Origin of the sequence: Kineococcus sp. DHX-1, assembly GCF_042473625.1 — a bacterium.
Classification (GTDB): Bacteria; Actinomycetota; Actinomycetes; order Actinomycetales; family Kineococcaceae; genus Kineococcus.
The window spans coordinates 918,116-934,206 of sequence record NZ_CP170445.1; the positions used below are offsets into that span (position 1 = coordinate 918,116).

The 16,091-nt window shown below is 75.8% G+C and carries 17 protein-coding genes and 2 tRNA genes; 9 read left to right on the forward strand and 10 right to left on the reverse strand.

Features of this window, described 5'->3' with window-relative positions:
- Positions 1 to 38: 38 nt before the first annotated feature.
- Positions 39 to 1,850 carry a beta-galactosidase family protein gene (locus ACFEMC_RS04515; protein WP_380174019.1) on the forward strand — a complete coding sequence of 604 codons (1,812 nt, stop codon included), beginning with the start codon at positions 39 to 41 and terminating at the stop codon, positions 1,848 to 1,850.
- Positions 1,851 to 1,856: 6 nt separating this feature from the next.
- On the opposite strand, the gene ACFEMC_RS04520 is transcribed toward ACFEMC_RS04515, so the two are convergent.
- The gene (locus ACFEMC_RS04520) at positions 1,857 to 2,843 is read right to left on the reverse strand and encodes a glycoside hydrolase family 43 protein (protein WP_380174021.1); all 987 of its coding nucleotides are present in this window, start codon (positions 2,841 to 2,843) and stop codon (positions 1,857 to 1,859) included.
- Positions 2,844 to 2,939: 96 nt separating this feature from the next.
- Between ACFEMC_RS04520 and ACFEMC_RS04525 the strand changes: the two genes are divergently transcribed.
- Positions 2,940 to 3,203, forward strand: a complete 264-nt coding sequence (locus ACFEMC_RS04525; protein ID WP_380174023.1) for a hypothetical protein — start codon at positions 2,940 to 2,942, stop codon at positions 3,201 to 3,203.
- On the opposite strand, the gene ACFEMC_RS04530 is transcribed toward ACFEMC_RS04525, so the two are convergent.
- Positions 3,148 to 4,428, reverse strand: a complete 1,281-nt coding sequence (locus tag ACFEMC_RS04530) for an APC family permease (protein WP_380174025.1) — start codon at positions 4,426 to 4,428, stop codon at positions 3,148 to 3,150. The two genes, ACFEMC_RS04525 and ACFEMC_RS04530, sit on opposite strands and share 56 nt — an antisense overlap.
- A gap of 64 nt (positions 4,429 to 4,492) precedes the next feature.
- Positions 4,493 to 4,693 (reverse strand): hypothetical protein, encoded by a 201-nt coding sequence (locus tag ACFEMC_RS04535; RefSeq protein WP_380174027.1) that lies wholly within the window; start codon positions 4,691 to 4,693, stop codon positions 4,493 to 4,495.
- A gap of 505 nt (positions 4,694 to 5,198) precedes the next feature.
- Here ACFEMC_RS04535 and ACFEMC_RS04540 point away from each other — a divergent pair.
- Positions 5,199 to 5,375 carry a hypothetical protein gene (locus ACFEMC_RS04540; RefSeq protein ID WP_380174029.1) on the forward strand — a complete coding sequence of 59 codons (177 nt, stop codon included), beginning with the start codon at positions 5,199 to 5,201 and terminating at the stop codon, positions 5,373 to 5,375.
- A gap of 14 nt (positions 5,376 to 5,389) precedes the next feature.
- On the opposite strand, the gene ACFEMC_RS04545 is transcribed toward ACFEMC_RS04540, so the two are convergent.
- Positions 5,390 to 5,854 carry a hypothetical protein gene (locus ACFEMC_RS04545; RefSeq protein ID WP_380174030.1) on the reverse strand — a complete coding sequence of 155 codons (465 nt, stop codon included), beginning with the start codon at positions 5,852 to 5,854 and terminating at the stop codon, positions 5,390 to 5,392.
- Between the two features lie 247 nt (positions 5,855 to 6,101).
- Here ACFEMC_RS04545 and ACFEMC_RS04550 point away from each other — a divergent pair, with 247 nt between their 5' ends.
- The 3 genes from ACFEMC_RS04550 (at position 6,102) to ACFEMC_RS04560 (ending at position 9,672) form a co-directional block, all read left to right on the forward strand.
- Positions 6,102 to 6,515 (forward strand): hypothetical protein, encoded by a 414-nt coding sequence (locus ACFEMC_RS04550; protein ID WP_380174032.1) that lies wholly within the window; start codon positions 6,102 to 6,104, stop codon positions 6,513 to 6,515.
- 50 nt (positions 6,516 to 6,565) lie between these two features.
- Positions 6,566 to 6,796 (forward strand): hypothetical protein, encoded by a 231-nt coding sequence (locus tag ACFEMC_RS04555; protein ID WP_380174033.1) that lies wholly within the window; start codon positions 6,566 to 6,568, stop codon positions 6,794 to 6,796.
- A gap of 275 nt (positions 6,797 to 7,071) precedes the next feature.
- Entirely contained in the window at positions 7,072 to 9,672 is a 2,601-nt protein-coding gene (locus ACFEMC_RS04560) for a SpoIIE family protein phosphatase (RefSeq protein WP_380174035.1), read from the forward strand.
- Positions 9,673 to 9,691: 19 nt separating this feature from the next.
- Here ACFEMC_RS04560 and ACFEMC_RS04565 read toward each other — a convergent pair whose 3' ends face one another.
- The 4 genes from ACFEMC_RS04565 to ACFEMC_RS04580 form a co-directional block, all read right to left on the reverse strand.
- The gene (locus ACFEMC_RS04565) at positions 9,692 to 10,276 is read right to left on the reverse strand and encodes a hypothetical protein (RefSeq protein ID WP_380174037.1); all 585 of its coding nucleotides are present in this window, start codon (positions 10,274 to 10,276) and stop codon (positions 9,692 to 9,694) included.
- 112 nt (positions 10,277 to 10,388) lie between these two features.
- Positions 10,389 to 10,461 (reverse strand) — tRNA-Lys (locus tag ACFEMC_RS04570).
- A gap of 114 nt (positions 10,462 to 10,575) precedes the next feature.
- Positions 10,576 to 10,752 carry a hypothetical protein gene (locus tag ACFEMC_RS04575; RefSeq protein ID WP_380174039.1) on the reverse strand — a complete coding sequence of 59 codons (177 nt, stop codon included), beginning with the start codon at positions 10,750 to 10,752 and terminating at the stop codon, positions 10,576 to 10,578.
- Positions 10,753 to 10,879: 127 nt separating this feature from the next.
- On the reverse strand, positions 10,880 to 11,050 hold the full coding sequence (locus tag ACFEMC_RS04580; protein ID WP_380174041.1) for a hypothetical protein: 171 nt from the start codon (positions 11,048 to 11,050) through the stop codon (positions 10,880 to 10,882).
- Positions 11,051 to 11,191: 141 nt separating this feature from the next.
- On the opposite strand from ACFEMC_RS04580, the gene ACFEMC_RS04585 reads away from it, so the two are divergent.
- Positions 11,192 to 11,812: a hypothetical protein gene (locus tag ACFEMC_RS04585; protein ID WP_380174043.1), complete on the forward strand. Its 621-nt coding sequence runs from the start codon at positions 11,192 to 11,194 to the stop codon at positions 11,810 to 11,812.
- A gap of 51 nt (positions 11,813 to 11,863) precedes the next feature.
- On the opposite strand, the gene ACFEMC_RS04590 is transcribed toward ACFEMC_RS04585, so the two are convergent.
- Both ACFEMC_RS04590 and orn read right to left on the reverse strand, forming a co-directional pair.
- Positions 11,864 to 11,939: transfer RNA gene (locus ACFEMC_RS04590), tRNA-His, on the reverse strand.
- A gap of 100 nt (positions 11,940 to 12,039) precedes the next feature.
- A complete protein-coding gene (gene orn / locus ACFEMC_RS04595) occupies positions 12,040 to 12,693 on the reverse strand; it encodes an oligoribonuclease (protein ID WP_380174045.1) in 654 nt (217 codons plus the stop codon).
- Positions 12,694 to 12,760: 67 nt separating this feature from the next.
- Here orn and ACFEMC_RS04600 point away from each other — a divergent pair, with 67 nt between their 5' ends.
- Together ACFEMC_RS04600 and ACFEMC_RS04605 are read left to right on the forward strand one after the other, a co-directional pair.
- Positions 12,761 to 13,855: a PrsW family intramembrane metalloprotease gene (locus ACFEMC_RS04600; protein ID WP_380174047.1), complete on the forward strand. Its 1,095-nt coding sequence runs from the start codon at positions 12,761 to 12,763 to the stop codon at positions 13,853 to 13,855.
- A 96-nt stretch (positions 13,856 to 13,951) separates the two neighbouring features.
- Positions 13,952 to 16,048, forward strand: a complete 2,097-nt coding sequence (locus ACFEMC_RS04605; RefSeq protein ID WP_380174049.1) for an ArnT family glycosyltransferase — start codon at positions 13,952 to 13,954, stop codon at positions 16,046 to 16,048.
- Positions 16,049 to 16,091 lie beyond the last annotated feature (43 nt).

Consider the following 16,091-nt stretch of genomic DNA (forward strand, 5'->3'; position numbering starts at 1 on the left):
GTGTTCGCGCGAACATCCGAGGCGGTAGCGTGCCGTCCGTGACGCTCGCTCCCGCCACCCACCCCCTCGAGGTGGGACCCGACGGCTTCCTGCGCGACGGCCGGCCGCACCTGCTGCTGTCCGGCGCCCTGCACTACTTCCGCGTGCACCCGGCGCAGTGGGCCGACCGGCTCGCCAAGGCCGCGGCGCTCGGCCTCAACACCGTCGAGACCTACGTGCCCTGGAACCTGCACGCACCGCGGCGCGGGGAGTTCCGGACCGACGGCGCCTGCGACCTCGGCGGGTTCCTCGACGCCGTCGCGGCCGCCGGCCTCGACGCCGTCGTCCGCCCCGGGCCGTACATCTGCGCCGAGTGGGACAACGGGGGCCTGCCCGTCTGGCTGACGCGCTCCGGCGTCCGGGTCCGCACCGACGACGCCGGGTACCTCGAGGCGGTCGACGAGTTCCTCGCCGCCGTCTACGACGTCGTCCGCCCGCGGCAGGCCGACCGCGGTGGCCCCGTCGTGCTCGTGCAGGTCGAGAACGAGTACGGCGCCTACCCGACGGGCACGGACGCGACGGCGCGCGCCGCGCACCTGCGCCACCTCGTCGACGTGACCCGGTCCGCGGGCATCACCGTCCCGCTCACCACCGTCGACCAGCCGACCGACGAGATGCTCGCGGCGGGAACCCTGCCCGACCTCCTCACGACCGGGTCGTTCGGCGGCCGCGCGGCCGAACGCCTCGAGACCCTGCGCCGCCACCAGCCCGACGGGCCGCTGGTCTGCTCGGAGTTCTGGATCGGGTGGTTCGACCACTGGGGTTCGCACCACGGGACGACGTCCGTGGCCGAGGCCACCGCAGAACTGGAGGCGATGCTCTCGCGCAGCGCCGGGGTGAACGTCTACATGTTCCACGGCGGGACGAACTTCGGGTTCACCAACGGCGCGAACGACAAGGGGACCTACCAGCCCACGATCACCTCCTACGACTACGACGCCCTGCTCGACGAGGCGGGCCGGCCGACGGCGAAGTACCTCGCGTTCCGCGACGTGCTGTCCCGCTACGCCCCTGCCCCTCCGCCGGCGCTGGACACCGCGCCCGCCGCTCCGGCCCCCGTGCTCCGCTCCCGGTTCTCCGCCGCCCGGCCGTTGACCGGGTTGCCCCCGGGGCCGGAACTGCCCTGGACCGGGACGGAACCCCCCGTCCTGGACGACCTGGAGATCGGTTCGGGTGAGGTCGTCCGGATCGCCTGGGTCAGCGGGACCTCCTGCGGCTCAGCGGGTCCGACGCTGCTCGAGGTCGGGGAGGTCCGCGACCGCGTGACCGTGCTGCTCGACGGCGTCCGCCTCGGGACGCTGTTCCGGGAGCACCACGACCGAACGCTCGTGCTGCCCGCGCACCCGGCGGGGGCCCGCGTCGACCTGCTCGTCGAGGACGCCGGGCGCGTGAACTACGGCGACCGCCTCGGGGAGACGAAGGGGATCGTCGGACCGCTGCTCGTCGCGGGGGAACCGCTGCGCGACGCCGTCGTGCGCCCCGTCGACCACGAGGGGCTGCCCGCGCTCGTCGTCCCCGGCGACGGGACCCTGGACCGGCTCGTCGGCCCCGTCCTCGCGGCGGCGGAACTCCAGGTCGACGACCCCGCAGACCTCTTCCTGGACACGGCGTCGTGGGGGCGCGGCGTCGCGTGGTTCAACGGTTTCGCGCTGGGCCGGTACTGGCGGCACGGTCCGCAGCGCAGCCTCTACGTCCCCGGCCCCGTCGTCCGCGCCGGCCGGAACGTGGTCACCGTGCTGGAGTTCGACGGCGCCCCGGACGCGGTCGTCGCGACCCTGCCCGACCTCGCCCTGGGCCACACGGAGGCGTGAGCCGGCTCACCAGGCCCAGGGACGCACCTCGACCTCCTCGGCGCTCAGGTGCACCTCGTGGAACTCCGCCCGCACCGTCAGGGAGCCCATCCCGCGGTGCAGCACGAGGGCCGTCCGGCCGTCGAAGGTGTCGAACAGCATGCCGTGGCCCGCGTCGCCGCCGACGAGCACCTCGCGCTGCTCCCACGGGCCGGTGAGGTCGCCGGACCGGGACAGCGCCCAGGTCTGCACGTACTCCGCGCCCTGCGCCCGGTAGGACGACCACAGGCAGGCCAGCGCGCCACCGGGGAGCCGGCGCAGCTGGGGCCCGTCGGTGACGTAGGGCGCCAGCGACGTCGCGCCGGGCGTCCGCACGGCCTGCCAGGACGCCTCGGACCCGCGGAACAGGTGGACGGGTGCGCCGGCCGCCCCCGACAGGTCCGGCTGCAGCGGAACGGCTTCGACCGTCCCGTCGAGCAGCTGCACCCACTCGTGGGCGTAGACCATCCACGGAGAACCGTCCCGGTCGGTCGCGAGCGTCCCGTCGAGCGTCATGAACTCCGCGGGCGGTACCGGACCGGTGGGGTCGACGAGCGTGAACGGGCCGTCGGGGTCGTCGGCGACGGCGACCACGGTGCCCCGCGCGGCCGGGTCCAGCCGCCAGCGGGCGTCGGCGGACTGCAGGCGGAACTCCGTCCCACCCTGCCGCACGAGCGGGAGCGCGGTGGCGGGCTGGTGCAGCGTCGTCATGAGGTGGTACCGGCCGCGCCAGAGGTGCACCTCCGGTGCCCACGGCGAGCACGTGGGGTCGGCCCACGCGCCGTCCGGGACCGAGAACACGCGCCGCGGCGCCGACCAGGTGCGCAGGTCGCGGCTGTGCCGCACCTCGACGCCGGCCGGGTCGCCCGCCACGCCCTGGTACAGGCGGTACGTGCCGTCGTGCGCGACGGGCAGGACGAACGGGTCGTGCACGGGCAGCGCGTCGAGGGACACCCGCAGGTCGTCGTCGGCCATCCGCCGACCCTAGCCCGGGGCCGAGCGGGTGGTCCCGTGGAGCCGTGCGGGTGAGGCGGGCTGGAGGCGAGGGCCGGACGGTTCGACACCTGTGGTGTGCAGCAACAGAGTCGAGCCATCGCGTCGTGGTGGCGCCAGGTCAGCCCCGCGCTCCGCGAGGAGCTCGTGACGCTCGGCCCGGGGGACCTCCTCCCGGGCCACCTCACCGACGACCTGCGCTCCTTCGGCGTCCAGGTCGCCGACGTCGCCGTGGCCCTCGAGCTGCACGGTCACACCTACTGCGTGCACGCCCAGCCCCCCGCCCTCAGCGCCTTCCTGGCGGCCGCCCGGGTGTGGGAGGAGGGGTGGCGCGACGGGTGAGCAGCGCCCGTCCCACGACACCGAGGAGGAGCACGAGCAGTCCGGTGACGACGGCGTGCGCCGGCAGCGTCAGGACGAGGGCGACGCACCCGAGCGCCCCCACCACCGGCAGCGCCCGGGGGTAACGCCGGCGGTCGGGGGCCTGGCGCCACGCCGCGACGTTCGCGACGAGGTAGTAGACGAGCACCCCGAACGAGGAGAACCCGATCGCCGTCCGCAGGTCGACGGTGAGCACGAGGGCCAGGACAACGGCCCCGACGGCCAGTTCCGCCCGGTGCGGCACGGCGGAGCGGGGGTGCACCGCGGCGAGCCACCGGGGCAGGTCGCCGTGGCGGGCCATCGCCAGGGCGGTGCGGCCGACCCCGGCGACGAGGGCCAGGAGCACGCCGAGGGCGGCGGCCGCGGCCCCGACGCGCACGACGGGGCCGGTCCACGGCCAGCCGGCGGTCGCCGCGGCTGCGGCCAGGGGGGCCGACCGGTCCGCGAGCGCCGCCGGACCGAGCGCGGTCAGCGCGGCCGCGCCGACGACGGCGTAGACCACGACGGCGGCGGCCAGGGCGGTGGTGACGGCGCGCGGGATCGTCCGTCCGGGGTCGCGCACCTCCTCGCCGAGCGTCGCCACCCGGGCGTAGCCGGCGAAGGCGAAGAAGAGCAGACCGGCCCCCTGCAGCACGCCGAGGACGTCGGGCGCGGTGAGGGGCTCCGTGGGAGCGCCCGGTCCGGAGACCGCCGCGACGACCACGACGGTCAGCGCCAGCGACGTCACCACGAGCAGCACGCGCGTCAGCCGGGCCGTGCGCGTGATCCCGCCCAGGTTCACGGCCGTCAGGGCCACGACGGCGGCCGCGGCGCACGGGCGCTCCCAGCCGGCCGGTGCGGCGTAGGCGGCGACGGTGCTCGCCACTGCCGCGCAGCTCGCCGTCTTGCCCACGACGAAGCCCCACCCGGCGACGAAGCCCCACCACGGCCCCAGCTCCTCCCGCCCGGAGAGGTAGACGCCTCCCGAGAGCGGGTGCGCCGCAGCGAGTTGCGCAGTCGACGTCGCGTTGCACCAGGCCACGACGGCCGCGACGAGGAGCGAGAGGAGCACCCACGGACCCGCGGCCGCCGTCGCCGGTCCGAAGGCGGCGAAGACACCCGCGCCGAGCATGGAGCCCAGGCCCAGCCAGACCGCGTCGCCGAGGCCGAGGCGGCGCGCGAGGGCGGGGTGCGGGGGCAGGGCCACGGGTGCTTCCTCCGGTGGGGCGGGTCCGCGGGGCGGCAGGGGGCGGACCGCGTGCGGCAGGACGCTAGCGGCCCCGCGGGGACGGACCGGTCCCGGCCCGCAGGAGCTCCTCGGCGTCGGCGCGCGAGAGCCGCACGTCGACCACGAGCGGCAGGTCCCCGGCCGTCGCCTCAGCCACCGCCCCGGCGATCTCGGACGGGCGGCGGACCTCGACGACGTCGACGGGCCGCCCGGACCGCGTCCGGGGTGGGGGTCCCTCCGTCACCTCGCCGCTGCACGTGCACACGACGAGGACGCGACCCTCGCGGGCGACGGCGTCGCGACCGCCCTCGCCCGTGCCCTGGACGTCGACGAGCAGACGCGGACCGGCCGGGGCGGCGGACCGGCCGGCGGCGACGACCGCGCCGGTGAGCTCGACCTCGTCGTACCTGGGTGAAGCACTCGCTCAGGTGCTGCGCGAGGGCCTGGCTGAGGGCGTCGAGCCGAGCGGGTCGTGGGGGAGGGGTGTCCACGGTGGGCTCCTGGAGCGGGCGGGGCAGCCGCGCTTCGACTCGTCCGGACGCTACCGCCGCGTTCGACGGTGCGCGCGTCGCCCGTCCGGGGGACGTGCGGGCCCCTCCGGATGCGCGGTGGCGCGGGGGGCGGGACCGTGTGCACCGGCACACGGGTCTGCCACGGGCGGGCTCGGGCCAGGAGGTCGACCGTCCAGGAGGGACAACGGCAGTGGTGGTGCGGACAGGCCCGACGTGGGCCCGCCCAGGAGGACGGCCGTGAGCGCTCCGCGGACCCCCGACGACGACCGTGCGGTCCGCCGCGCCGCTCTGCTCGCGGCACGGCACGCGGCGTGGGTGCGACGGCGGGCGCGCGGCTTCCAGCCGCGCCGGCTCCCGCTGGTGCCGCGACCGACGACCTCACGTCCGACCCCGCGCACGCCACCGGAGGACTGAACCGCCCCGGGTCCTCAGAGTTCGGTGCGGCTCGCGACCACGTCACCGACGTGCACGTGGACGACCACGTGCTCGGTCGGCGGGCTGAGCGTGCCGAGGACCTCGACCAGCGCCGTCGCGATCGCCGAGTGGGCGGCCTGACCCGCCGTCGGCAGGTGCGTTCCGAACAAGGCCGTCACCTCGACGGTGACACCGCTCAGCACGGCGTCCTCGCCGGTCGCGCAGTGCACCGCCGTCACCGCGACGTCGTGCACGGTGGCCACGGCCTGACGCAGGGCGACCACCAGGACGTCCGTCGCGACGAGGTAGTCCCCGAGGTCGTGCCGTCCCCGCACGGGGGCAGAGGGGCGGTGGGCGCGACGGGCGAGCGAGAGCAGGTCCCCCCGGACCGCCGTCCAGCCGTCGGGGGTGTGGCGGCGCAGGGCCGCGGTCGCGGCGGCGAGGACGTCGAGGCCGTCCTCGCGTCGTCGTCCGGCCACGTCCCACCTCCACTCGCCCTCGGTCCCGGACCCGGACGCCGGTGTCGTCCGGACGTCCTCTCGGGTCCTGGAGCAAGTGTCGCAGGCTCTTCCCAGGGCGCGCCCTGCCGTCTGAGCCTCCTGTGCGGACCGTGTGATGCAGGTCACTGCGACTGTGCCGTGACCTTTCCGGGTGACGGCACTCCACCTCCTGTGCAGGCACTCGTCCCGGCCTCCACGCGGTGGCCGGACCACCCGAGGAGGAGACGTGGACGCACCGACCGGCGACCGGCGACCGCCTCCACTTCCTGAGCGGGGGCTGGACGTGGCGGACCTCGCCGACGCGCTGTCGCTCGCCGTGAGCGCCGTCCCCGGGGTCTCCCACCTCAACGCGGGTGCCCTGGAGGAGATCGGCACCTACCTGCCGGGCCGACGGGTCGCCGGGGTGCGCGTCCCGCACGACGGCGGTGTCCCCACGGGGCCGGTCGAGGTGCACGTGGTCGTCGCTCCCGGCTTCGCCGTGCCACGGACGGCCCGGGAGGTGCACGACACCGTCGCCCGGGAGCTGGCGGGACGGGCCGTCCGCACTCCGGTCCTGGTCCACGTCGACGACGTCGGCGGTGGTCGTCGTCAGGCGGGCCCCGGGGAACCGACGAGGGCGTGGCGGGACGGTGTCTGGTGAGAGCGGGGCGAGGTGAGGACCGGTGGGCGAGCAGCGGACGGTGGTCTGACGTGGAACGGCACGGGAACGGCGGCCCGCTCGACGCGACCGACCGGCGGCTCGTGGCCCTCCTGCGCGACGGGGCGAGCGGGAGCGAGGCGGCGGTGCAGCTGGGCCTCAGCGCCCGGCAGGTCGCGACCCGGCTGAGCGACCTGCGGGACCGCTGGGGCGTCACCAGCACCCGCCGGCTCCTGGACCTCCTGGACGACGACGCTCCCCGCGACCCGACGGGCCCGGCCTGAGGTCTCGTCCTTCCGGCACCCCAGCCGCCCCAGGCGCCCCGCACGTCACCCACGATGCGCCGCCGGCCGGGAAGATGAGCGAAACCGGCGACAGAGAGTGACTATCTAGAACAGAATGAGGTCCGGCGGGTGGTACTCGCCGCTGCGGCGGTCCCACCCGGTGACCCGCTCGACCGGGAGGGGGCAGCGTGGACGAGACGGCTCGTGTCCCCGCCCCTCCCACGAGGTCCCCACCGCCCCTGCCCCGGCCGGCCCGACCACACCGGGACGACGCCGTGCGCGCGGCCGAGCAGCTGACGGCCGACGCGACCCGCACCGCCACCGCCCGGAGGCTGCAGTCGGCGACCGCACGTCCCGACCTCGACGGGCTCGCGGCCGTGGCGGCGCGGCTCGTCGGGGCGTCCTCGGGGCGCATCTCGCTGCTGGCCGACGGGCCGACGGTCGTCGGCGTCAGCGGGCCCCAACCCGTCGTCACCGGGACGACCCCGGCGGAGGCGCTCGCCCTCACCGTCTGCTCGCAGACCGCCGCGGCCGCCCGCCCGCTCGTCATCCCCGACACCCACCTCGACCTGCGCGTCGCCCAGCTCCCGGCCGTGCGCGACGGGGACGTCGGCTCCTACCTGGGGGCGCCCCTGGCCACCCGGGACGGCCGGGTCGTCGGTGCCCTGTGCGTCTTCGACCCCGTCGCCCGCGCCTGGGAGGCCGGGGACGCCTCGCTGCTGCAGCACCTGGCCGACGCCGCGAGCGCAGAGCTCGAGCTCGCCGTCGTCGGCGAGGCCGCGGCGGGGTCCTCCGTCGTGGAGGCCGCCGTCGTGTCGGCGGGCGTCGGGACCTTCGACCTGCAGGTGGCCACCGGCCGGGTGGTCTGGGACGAGCAGACGCTGGCCCTGTTCGGCCTGACCCGCGAGGAGTTCACCGACGAGGTGGACTTCGCGATCGACCGCATCCACCCCGACGACCGCGGCACCGTGCGCGCCGACCTGGCCGTCGCCGTGGCGACCGGCGCCTACACCTCCACCTACCGGGTCGTGCTGCCGGACGGGACGACCCGCTGGATGGAGGCGCGCGGACGTGTCCTGCGCGACGGGGCCGGGGGCCCGGAGCGGCTGGTCGGGACGGTCCTGGACGTCACGGCCCAGCACCGCGTCGTCGAGCGCATCGCCGGGGCGCTGGAGGGGATGGCGGTCGGCTACGTGGCGGCCGAGCGCGACGGGCGGGTCGTGCACGTCAACGCGGCCGCAGAGGCGCTGTCCGGCACCTCCCGCGTGGACCTCGTGGGGCGCCCTGTCGTCCACCTCTTCGCCGGCGACCTCGTCGCCGGCGACCCCACTGCGACCGACGTCCTCGAGGACCTCGTCCGCCGGGCGCAGCGCGACGGTGAGGCGGTCGCGGACGTCACCCGCCCCGGACCGCCGCAGCGGTGGGTCGAGCTGCGCGCCGTGGCCGAGGGTGACGGGCTGGCCGTCTACCTCGTCGACACCACGGCCCGTCGAGCGGCCGTCCGGGCGGTCGAGCGCCTGGGCACGCGGGCGGCCCTGCTGGCCGAGGTCACCGCGGTCTTCACCGGACCCGACGCCACCGACGACCCCGACGTCGCCGCCCAGCGGCTGGCCGAGCTCCTCGTCCCGGCCCTCGGGGACTGGTCGGTCGTGACCCTCGTCGACGACGGTGACGACGGGGACGTGAGCGCCGAGCACGCGGTGAACACCCCCGTCCGCTCCGTCCCGCACCCCTCCGACCTGCGGCGCGGACTGCGGGACGTGGGCCGCTGGCACCGCGACCCCGAGCGGGTCCCCCTCGTCGTGCGCTACACCGAGCACCGCCTGCCCGACCTCACGGACGACGCCTTCCTGTGGCGGGCGTTGCGGGAGGACCGGCCGTTGCGGGTCGCCGACGCCACCGCGGCCGTCTCGGCCGTGCTCACCCCGGAGGGGACCGCCCGGTGCGTGCTGGCCGAGCTCGCCCCCACCTCGGCGCTGGTGCTCCCGCTGCGGGGCCGCGGACGGACGGTCGGTCTGCTGAGCCTGTTCCAGGGGCCGGACCGGGCGCCGCTGGACGACGAGGACGTCGAGACCGTCGTCGAGCTCGCGGCCCGGGCCGGGCTCGCGCTGGAGTCCGCACGCCTGCACCGCCGCCAGCGGCGCTTCGCCGAGGCGCTGCAGCGTTCCCTGCTCACCGACCCGCCCGCACCGGCCCACGCCGACGTCGTCGTGCGGTACGTGCCGTCCGCGCGGACGGCGCAGGTCGGGGGCGACTGGTACGACGCCGTGGAGCAGCCCAGCGGCACGGTCCTCGTCATCGGGGACGTCGTCGGCCACGACACCCGGGCGGCGACCGTCATGGCCCAGGTGCGGACGGTCGTGCGGACCCTGGCGGCCGTCGGCGACGACCCGCCCGCCGACGTGCTGGCCCGCGCCGACCGCGTCGTCGTCTCCTCTCAGCCCGACGTCACCGCCAGCGTCCTCGCCGTCCGGCTCGAGGACGTCCCCGGCGGCGGGACGGGCACGCGACTGCGCTGGTCCTCCGCCGGGCACCCGCCGGCGCTCGTCCTCACGCCCACCGGCGCGGTGGAGGCCCTGGAGGCCCCCGAGGCCGACCTGCTGCTGGGCGTCGACCCGGCCGCGGCGCGGTACGACCACGTCGTGGACCTGCCCGCCGGCAGCACCGTCCTGCTCCACACCGACGGTCTCGTCGAACGACGGGACGCCTCCCTCGACGAGGGGTTCGCCGCCCTGGCTGCCGCCGTGGCCGCGGTCGCCGCCGAGCACCCGTCGGACCTGGGCGCCCTCGTCGACGGGGTGCTGGCCAGGACGCTGGACGCCGAGGCGGCCGACGACGTCGCCGTCCTCGCGATCCGGCTGCGCCCGCGGGTCTGAGGCCCGTCCGGGCGGGCTGTCAGGACAGGGCCAGCGACCCCGCGGCGAGGACGAGGCCCACGGCCGCTCCCACCACGACCTGCGCGACGGTGTGCGCGCCGAGCCGGACGCGGGCCGCGGCGACGAGCGGGACGGCCAGCAGCGCGGGGGCCGTCGCGGGGACCAGGCCCACGAGCACGACGGCGGACGCCGCGACGACCATCGCGTGCAGCGAGATCTTCCAGGACCGGGAGACCACGACGCCGACGACGGCGCAGGCCGCCATGAGGCCGAGGAACACCAGCGACGACGTCGCCCCGTCGAGCAGGACCAGCAGGACGGCGGTCACCGCCGTCAGCCCGGCGACCATCGCGAGCAGCGGCGGCCGGTCCTCGCGCCGCGGCACGTGCAGCGAGGCGTACCGGCCGCGGCGGACCCCGACGAGCACCACGGCGACGGGGACGACCGCGCACAGGACGGTGACGAGCAGACCCGAGAGGGCGCCGCGCCAGGCCGGCGTCGTCGTCAGCGTCGAGACCAGGACGGGCATCACGGCGGCCAGCCACCAGGGCGCCAGCACCTCGCTCGTCACGTGCGCCCAGCGCGGGGAACCGTCGGGGCCCACGGGTGCTCCAGGGGATGAGGTGCGTCACGTCGGCCGGGCGGAGTTGGGGAAGAGCGGCGGAAACACCAGCGGCGCAGCCACCGGAGTGACTGCGCCGCAGGTCGTTCAGAAGTGCGCCACCATGGACTCGAACCATGAACCCGCTGATTAAGAGTCAGCTGCTCTGCCAATTGAGCTAGTAGCGCTTGCGAGAAGAACGTTAGCAGACCTGCACCGGAGCGACGAAATCCGGCCCCCGGGGGGAACGAGAGGGGGCGTGCCCCCCGGGGGACCGGACCGTGGACGGACGGGGCCCCAGGTCAGCCCTGGTTCCACCACTCGTCGTCGGGCAGGCCCTCGGCGGCCAGCAGTTCCGCGGAGTGCGGACCGTCCGGCGAGGCCATGTCCATGATCAGGGACAGCGGGATGTGCTCGGAGAGCATCTCCATCACCGGTTCGGTGGCGCCGTCGGCGACCGGCGTCTTCTCCTGCGTCATGCATCCTCCCGAGGAACTCGACCACCCCCTCACGTGCAGGGGATGCACAGAAGGTCGTCCTGCGAGGCACGTTCCTTGAGACGGGTCGAGCGGGTGGGCCCGTCCGGCGCAGCGGCGGGCCCCGCCGTCACCGGCTGCGCACGACAGCGCCCGCGCCGTTGCTCCCGGTGGGTGCGGCCGGGACCCCCAGCCGCTCCACGGCGTCGCGCCGCACCGCGACGACGACCGCGATCCGCCGTCGCCGGCGGCGGGCGGCCGAGGCGTCGAGCGGGTAGCGGGTCAGCACCGGGGCGGTCATGGCCCGACCGTAGGCGCGGGCCCCGGCCGGGCACATCGGCCCGGGGCGGGACCTGGGCATCACCCCCAGGGACGACACCGAGCCGGCGTCCACCAGCCGTTCAGGGTGGACGCGGGGTGCACCACCGCGCACAGTGGTTCGATGCAGGACGTCGGAGCCTGGGGGATCGACCTCACCATGCCGCAGTCGTTGCTGCTGGCCCTGCACCTGCGGGACGCCGCCGGCCTCGCCCCTCCGACGTCCCCGGTGCTGCCGGACCTGCCCCCGCTGGACCCGCCGGTGCAGCGCCTGCACGTCGAGGCAGGTCTGGAGGCCGCGTCGCGGCAGTGGGCCGACTGGTGGGTCGAGCGCTTCCCCGGCGGCGCCGACGCGCTGACGTCGATCCTGCCGCCGCGCTACCCCGGGCTGCGGGGGCGCACCGAGCTGCGGGGCATCGCCGAGCTCGGGATGGACGACGCCGTCGCCTGGTGCGCCCGGGTCCGTGAGATCGAGAAGCGCGTCATCGCCCGCTCGCCCAGCGCGCTGTTCGAGACCAACCTCGTCAGCGGCGTCGAGCGGGAGCTCGGCTGGCGCATCCGGCCGTTCGACCTGCGGATCCTCGTCCTGCCCGTCGCGGGCGCCCACGCGTGGGACGTCGTGGGGCAGCCCGTCATCTCCCTGGGCCTGCGTGCCGACCGGGACGCCTACCTCGCGTGGCTGCGCGAGCAGCTCGTGGCGATCGGGAGGCTGCGGATCGCGCGCAGCGAGGGGCAGAACACCTGAGGTGCACGAGAGGGCGGCCCCGGTGACCCGGGACCGCCCTCTCGTCCTGCGTGGGGTGAGTGACGGGACTTGAACCCGCGACTTCCTGGACCACAACCAGGTGCTCTACCAGCTGAGCTACACCCACCACGGCACGCGCACAGCAGTGCACGTGACGGGTCGAGGATACACGCGCCCGGGCCTGCCCCGGGACACGGAGCCCGCCGCGTGACCCGACCGGGTGAGGGTCAGGACGCGGGGGCGTCCGGCTTCAGCTCGAACTTCGCGCCGGCGGCCTTGGCGGTGTCGGAGTCCGGACCGGGGTCGGGCACGAACAGGACTTCGCGGTAGTACTTCAGCTCCTGGATGCTCTCGCGGATGTCGGCCAGGGCGCGGTGCCCGCCGTGCTTGCGCGGGGTGTGGAAGTACACGCGCGGGAACCAGCGCCGCGCCAGCTCCTTCAGCGAGGAGACGTCGATGAGCCGGTAGTGCAGGTGCTCGGTGAGCTGCAGCATGTCGCGGGCCAGGAACGCTCGGTCGGTGTGCACGGAGCTGCCGGCCAGCGGAGCCTTGCGGGGTTCGGGGACCCACTGCTTCACGTAGTCCAGGACGATCTGCTCGGCCTCGGCCAGCGTGCGCCCGGACGGGATCTCGGCGAGCAGCCCCGACGTCGTGTGCATGTCGACGACCACCGGGTCCATGTCCTCCAGGGACTCGGCCGGCGGCTTGATGACGACGTCCACGCCGTCGCCGAGCACGTTGAGGTCGGCGTCGGTCACGAGCACCGCGACCTCGACGAGCGCGTCGTCGGTCAGACTCAGGCCCGTCATCTCGCAGTCGATCCAGACGATCCGGTCCGTGACCTTGTCCGTGGCCTTGCCCGGGGCCTTGTCGTTGCTCACCGGGGCAGCGTAGTGGGGCGGCGGTGGACGGGGGGCGGGCGTCGGGGCAGCCCGTACCCTCGGAGCCATGCTGGCGCCGCGAGTCCGCGCGTCCGCGCTGGCCCCCGTGACGGTCCTCGTCCTCGTCGTCTGCGGCCTGCTCAGCCTGGGCGCCGTGACGGCGGAGGTGGGGTGGCGCGGCCTCCTGCCGGGGCTCGCGCTCGCGGCCGTGCCCGTCGGCCCGGTGCTGGCGACCGTGCTGTGGCTGGACCGGCACGAGGCCGAACCGCCGCACCTTCTGGCCTTCGCCTTCGGCTGGGGCGCCTGCGTCGCGAGCCTGGGGGCGCTCGTCCTGAACACCGGGGCCTCGCGGCTGCTGGACGGGGCCGTCGGTGACGTGACGAACACGTCCGTCGTCGTGGCGCCGGTCGTGGAGGAGGTGCTCAAGGGGCTGGGCGTCCTGCTGCTGCTCCTGCGGCAGCGACGGCAGTTCGACGGCGTCGTCGACGGCATCGTGTACGCGGCCTTCGTCGGCGTCGGGTTCGCCTACCTGGAGAACGTCCTCTACCTCGGCCGCGCGCTCGGCGACGACCAGCCGGACTCCCTCGTCGTCGTGTTCGTGCTGCGCTGCCTCGTCTCCCCGTTCGCGCACCCGCTGTTCACGATGGCCGTCGGGGTGGGGCTCGGGATCGCCGCCCGCCACCGGTCGCCGGGGCGCCGGGTCGGGGCGCCCGTGCTCGGTCTCGTCGTCGCCGTGGTCCTGCACGCGCTCTGGAACGCCTCGGCGAGCTCGGGGGTCGCCTCGTTCGTCGAGCTGTTCCTGCTGCTGCAGGTGCCGGTGTTCGCGGCCGCCGTCGCCGTCGCCGTCGTCGCCCGGGTGCGCGAGTCCCGGCTCATCGTCCGGCACCTGCAGGTCTACGCCCGGACGGGCTGGCTGGGGGAGTCGGAGGTGGCGGTGCTCGCCTCCTCCCGCGCCCGGCGCCAGGCCCGCTCGGCCGCCGCCGGCCGCGGTGGACGCGCTGCGGCGCAGGCCGTCCGCGAGTTCCAGGAGACGGCCACCGAGCTGGCCTTCCGCCGCGACCGGTTGCGGCGGGGGACGGTGGAGTCCTCGGCGCAGGAGGAGCTCGACCTGCTCGAGCAGCTCGCCCGGCAGCGGCGCGAGGTGCTCGCCCTCCTGCCCTGAGCCGCCACCCCGGCGAGCACACGGTGGGCCGAGGGTCACGGGCGGCTCACAGGTGGTTCAGGGGCCGGGGCGAGGGTGGGGGCCGACGGTGAGGTCATGACCACCACGACCACCCCCGCGCGCACGGGCGACGGCCAGGACACGGGCGACTCCGGCGGCGGACCCGCGGGCGGGGCGTGGCCCCGCCGGCACTGGGTGCGGTGGGCCACCGCCGCCCTCCTGCTGGCGACCGGCGTCCTGTACGTCGTCGACCTGTCCGCCTCCGGCTACGCGAACAGCTTCTACGCCGCCGCCGTCCAGGCGGGGTCGCAGAGCTGGAAGGCCTGGTTCTTCGGCTCCCTCGACGCCCAGAACTTCATCACCGTCGACAAGCCGCCCGCCTCCTTGTGGGTGGCCGGGCTCGCGGCCCGCGCGTTCGGCTTCAGCAGCTGGACGCTCCTGGTCCCGCAGGCGCTCGAGGGGGTCGGGGCCGTCTGGTTGCTGACGGCCGCGGTCCGCCGCTGGCACGGCCCCGTCGCGGGTCTCGTCGCGGGCGCCGCGCTGGCGCTCACCCCGGCGGCCGCGCTGATCTTCCGCTTCGACAACCCCGACGCCCTGCTCGTCCTGCTCATGACGGCCGGCGCGTACTGCACCGTCCGCGCGACGGAGAAGGCGTCCTGGCGCTGGCTGGCGCTCGCGGGCGTCGCCATCGGGTTCGCGTTCCTGACGAAGATGCTGCAGGGCTTCCTCGTCCTGCCGGGCCTGGCGCTCGTCCACCTGTGGGCGGCCCCCACGGGCCTGGGCAAGCGGATCCTGCACCTGCTCGGCGCCGCGGCGGCGGTCGTCGTCTCGGCCGGCTGGTGGGTGCTCGCCGTCACGTTCTGGCCGGGGGAGAAGCCCTACACCGGCGGCTCGACCGACGGCACCGTCATGGACCTCGTCCTCGGCTACAACGGCTTGGGCCGCATCCTCGGCGGGAGCGGCGGCGGAGGCGGCGGTGGCGGGGGCATGAGCGGGGGCACGCCCGGGTCGAGCTTCGGCGGCGCGGCGACCTGGCAGCGCCTGTTCTCCTCCGAGATGGGCAACGAGATCTCCTGGCTGCTGCCGTCGGCGCTGCTCGCGCTGGTGCTCGGGCTCGTCGTCCGGGGCCGGGCACCCCGCACCGACCGCGGACGCGCCTCGCTGCTGCTGTGGGGCGGCTGGCTCCTCGTGTCCGGGCTGACGTTCGCCTACATGGAGGGCACCGTCCACCCCTACTACACGGTGGCCCTCGCCCCGGCCGTCGCGGCGCTGGCCGCCGGGGGTGGGCAGCTGCTGTGGGCGCGGCGCGAACGGCTGCTGGCCCGCGTCGGGCTGGCGCTCGTGCTCGCCGCGGCGGGTGTCTGGGCCTTCGTCCTGCTGCAGCGCAACGGGACGTGGGTCTGGGCGGGCGCGGTGCTGATGGTCCTGAGCGCGGCGCTCGCGGTCGCCTTCGTCGTCACGCCGGTCCGGCTGCGGCGCCTCGCGGTGGTGCTCGTCCTGTCGGCCACGGTCGTCGGGCTCGGGGGCACGGCCTCCTACGCCGCCGCGACCGCCGCGACCCCGCACACCGGCTCCATCCCGACCGTCGGCCCGGCCGGCGCGTCGGCGGGCAGCGGCATGGGCATGGGCGGGGGGATGGGTGGCTTCGGCGGGATGCGGCCGGGGACCGACGGGGCCACCGGCACGACCGGCACCAGCGGTCAGCCCGGTGGCGGTCAGCCGCCGAGCGACGGCCAGGGGATGCCCGACGACCTGGCGGTGGACGGTCAGACGGCGGGCGGTCAGACGGGTGCCGGGATGCGCGGCGGCGAGGACGCCAGCAGCAACGCCGAGCTCGTGGCGCTCCTGCGCTCGGCGGGCACGACGTGGTCCGCGGCCGTCTCCGGCTCCCAGACCGCGGCCTCGTACGAGCTGGCCAGCGGGACGGCCGTCATGGCGATGGGCGGCTGGAGCAACGACCCGACGCCGACGCTGGCGCAGTTCCAGCAGTACGTCGCCGAGGGCGAGGTCCACTACCTCGTCGCCGGTGGCGGCGGGGCGGGCGGGCGGGGTGGTGACTCCACCGTCAGCCAGGTGCAGGCGTGGGTGGAGGAGAACTTCACGGCCACCACGGTCGGCGGCACCACCGTCTACGACCTGACGCAGCCGGTCAGCGGCAGCACCTCCGGCACCGCGGGGACGACCGCGAGCTGACCGCCGCTGAGACGCACCTCACGTGTGAGGTGGGGCACCGTCG

Bases quoted from the DNA above. Each gene is read 5' to 3' on its own strand.
- ACFEMC_RS04520 (WP_380174021.1), bottom strand. From the start codon at position 2,843: ATGGCCGACGACGACCTGCGGGTGTCCCTCGACGCGCTGCCCGTGCAC.
- ACFEMC_RS04575 (WP_380174039.1), bottom strand. From the start codon at position 10,752: ATGACGCAGGAGAAGACGCCGGTCGCCGACGGCGCCACCGAACCGGTG.
- ACFEMC_RS04580 (WP_380174041.1), bottom strand. From the start codon at position 11,050: ATGACCGCCCCGGTGCTGACCCGCTACCCGCTCGACGCCTCGGCCGCC.
- ACFEMC_RS04585 (WP_380174043.1), top strand. From the start codon at position 11,192: ATGCAGGACGTCGGAGCCTGGGGGATCGACCTCACCATGCCGCAGTCG.
- ACFEMC_RS04600 (WP_380174047.1), top strand. From the start codon at position 12,761: ATGCTGGCGCCGCGAGTCCGCGCGTCCGCGCTGGCCCCCGTGACGGTC.
- ACFEMC_RS04605 (WP_380174049.1), top strand. From the start codon at position 13,952: ATGACCACCACGACCACCCCCGCGCGCACGGGCGACGGCCAGGACACG.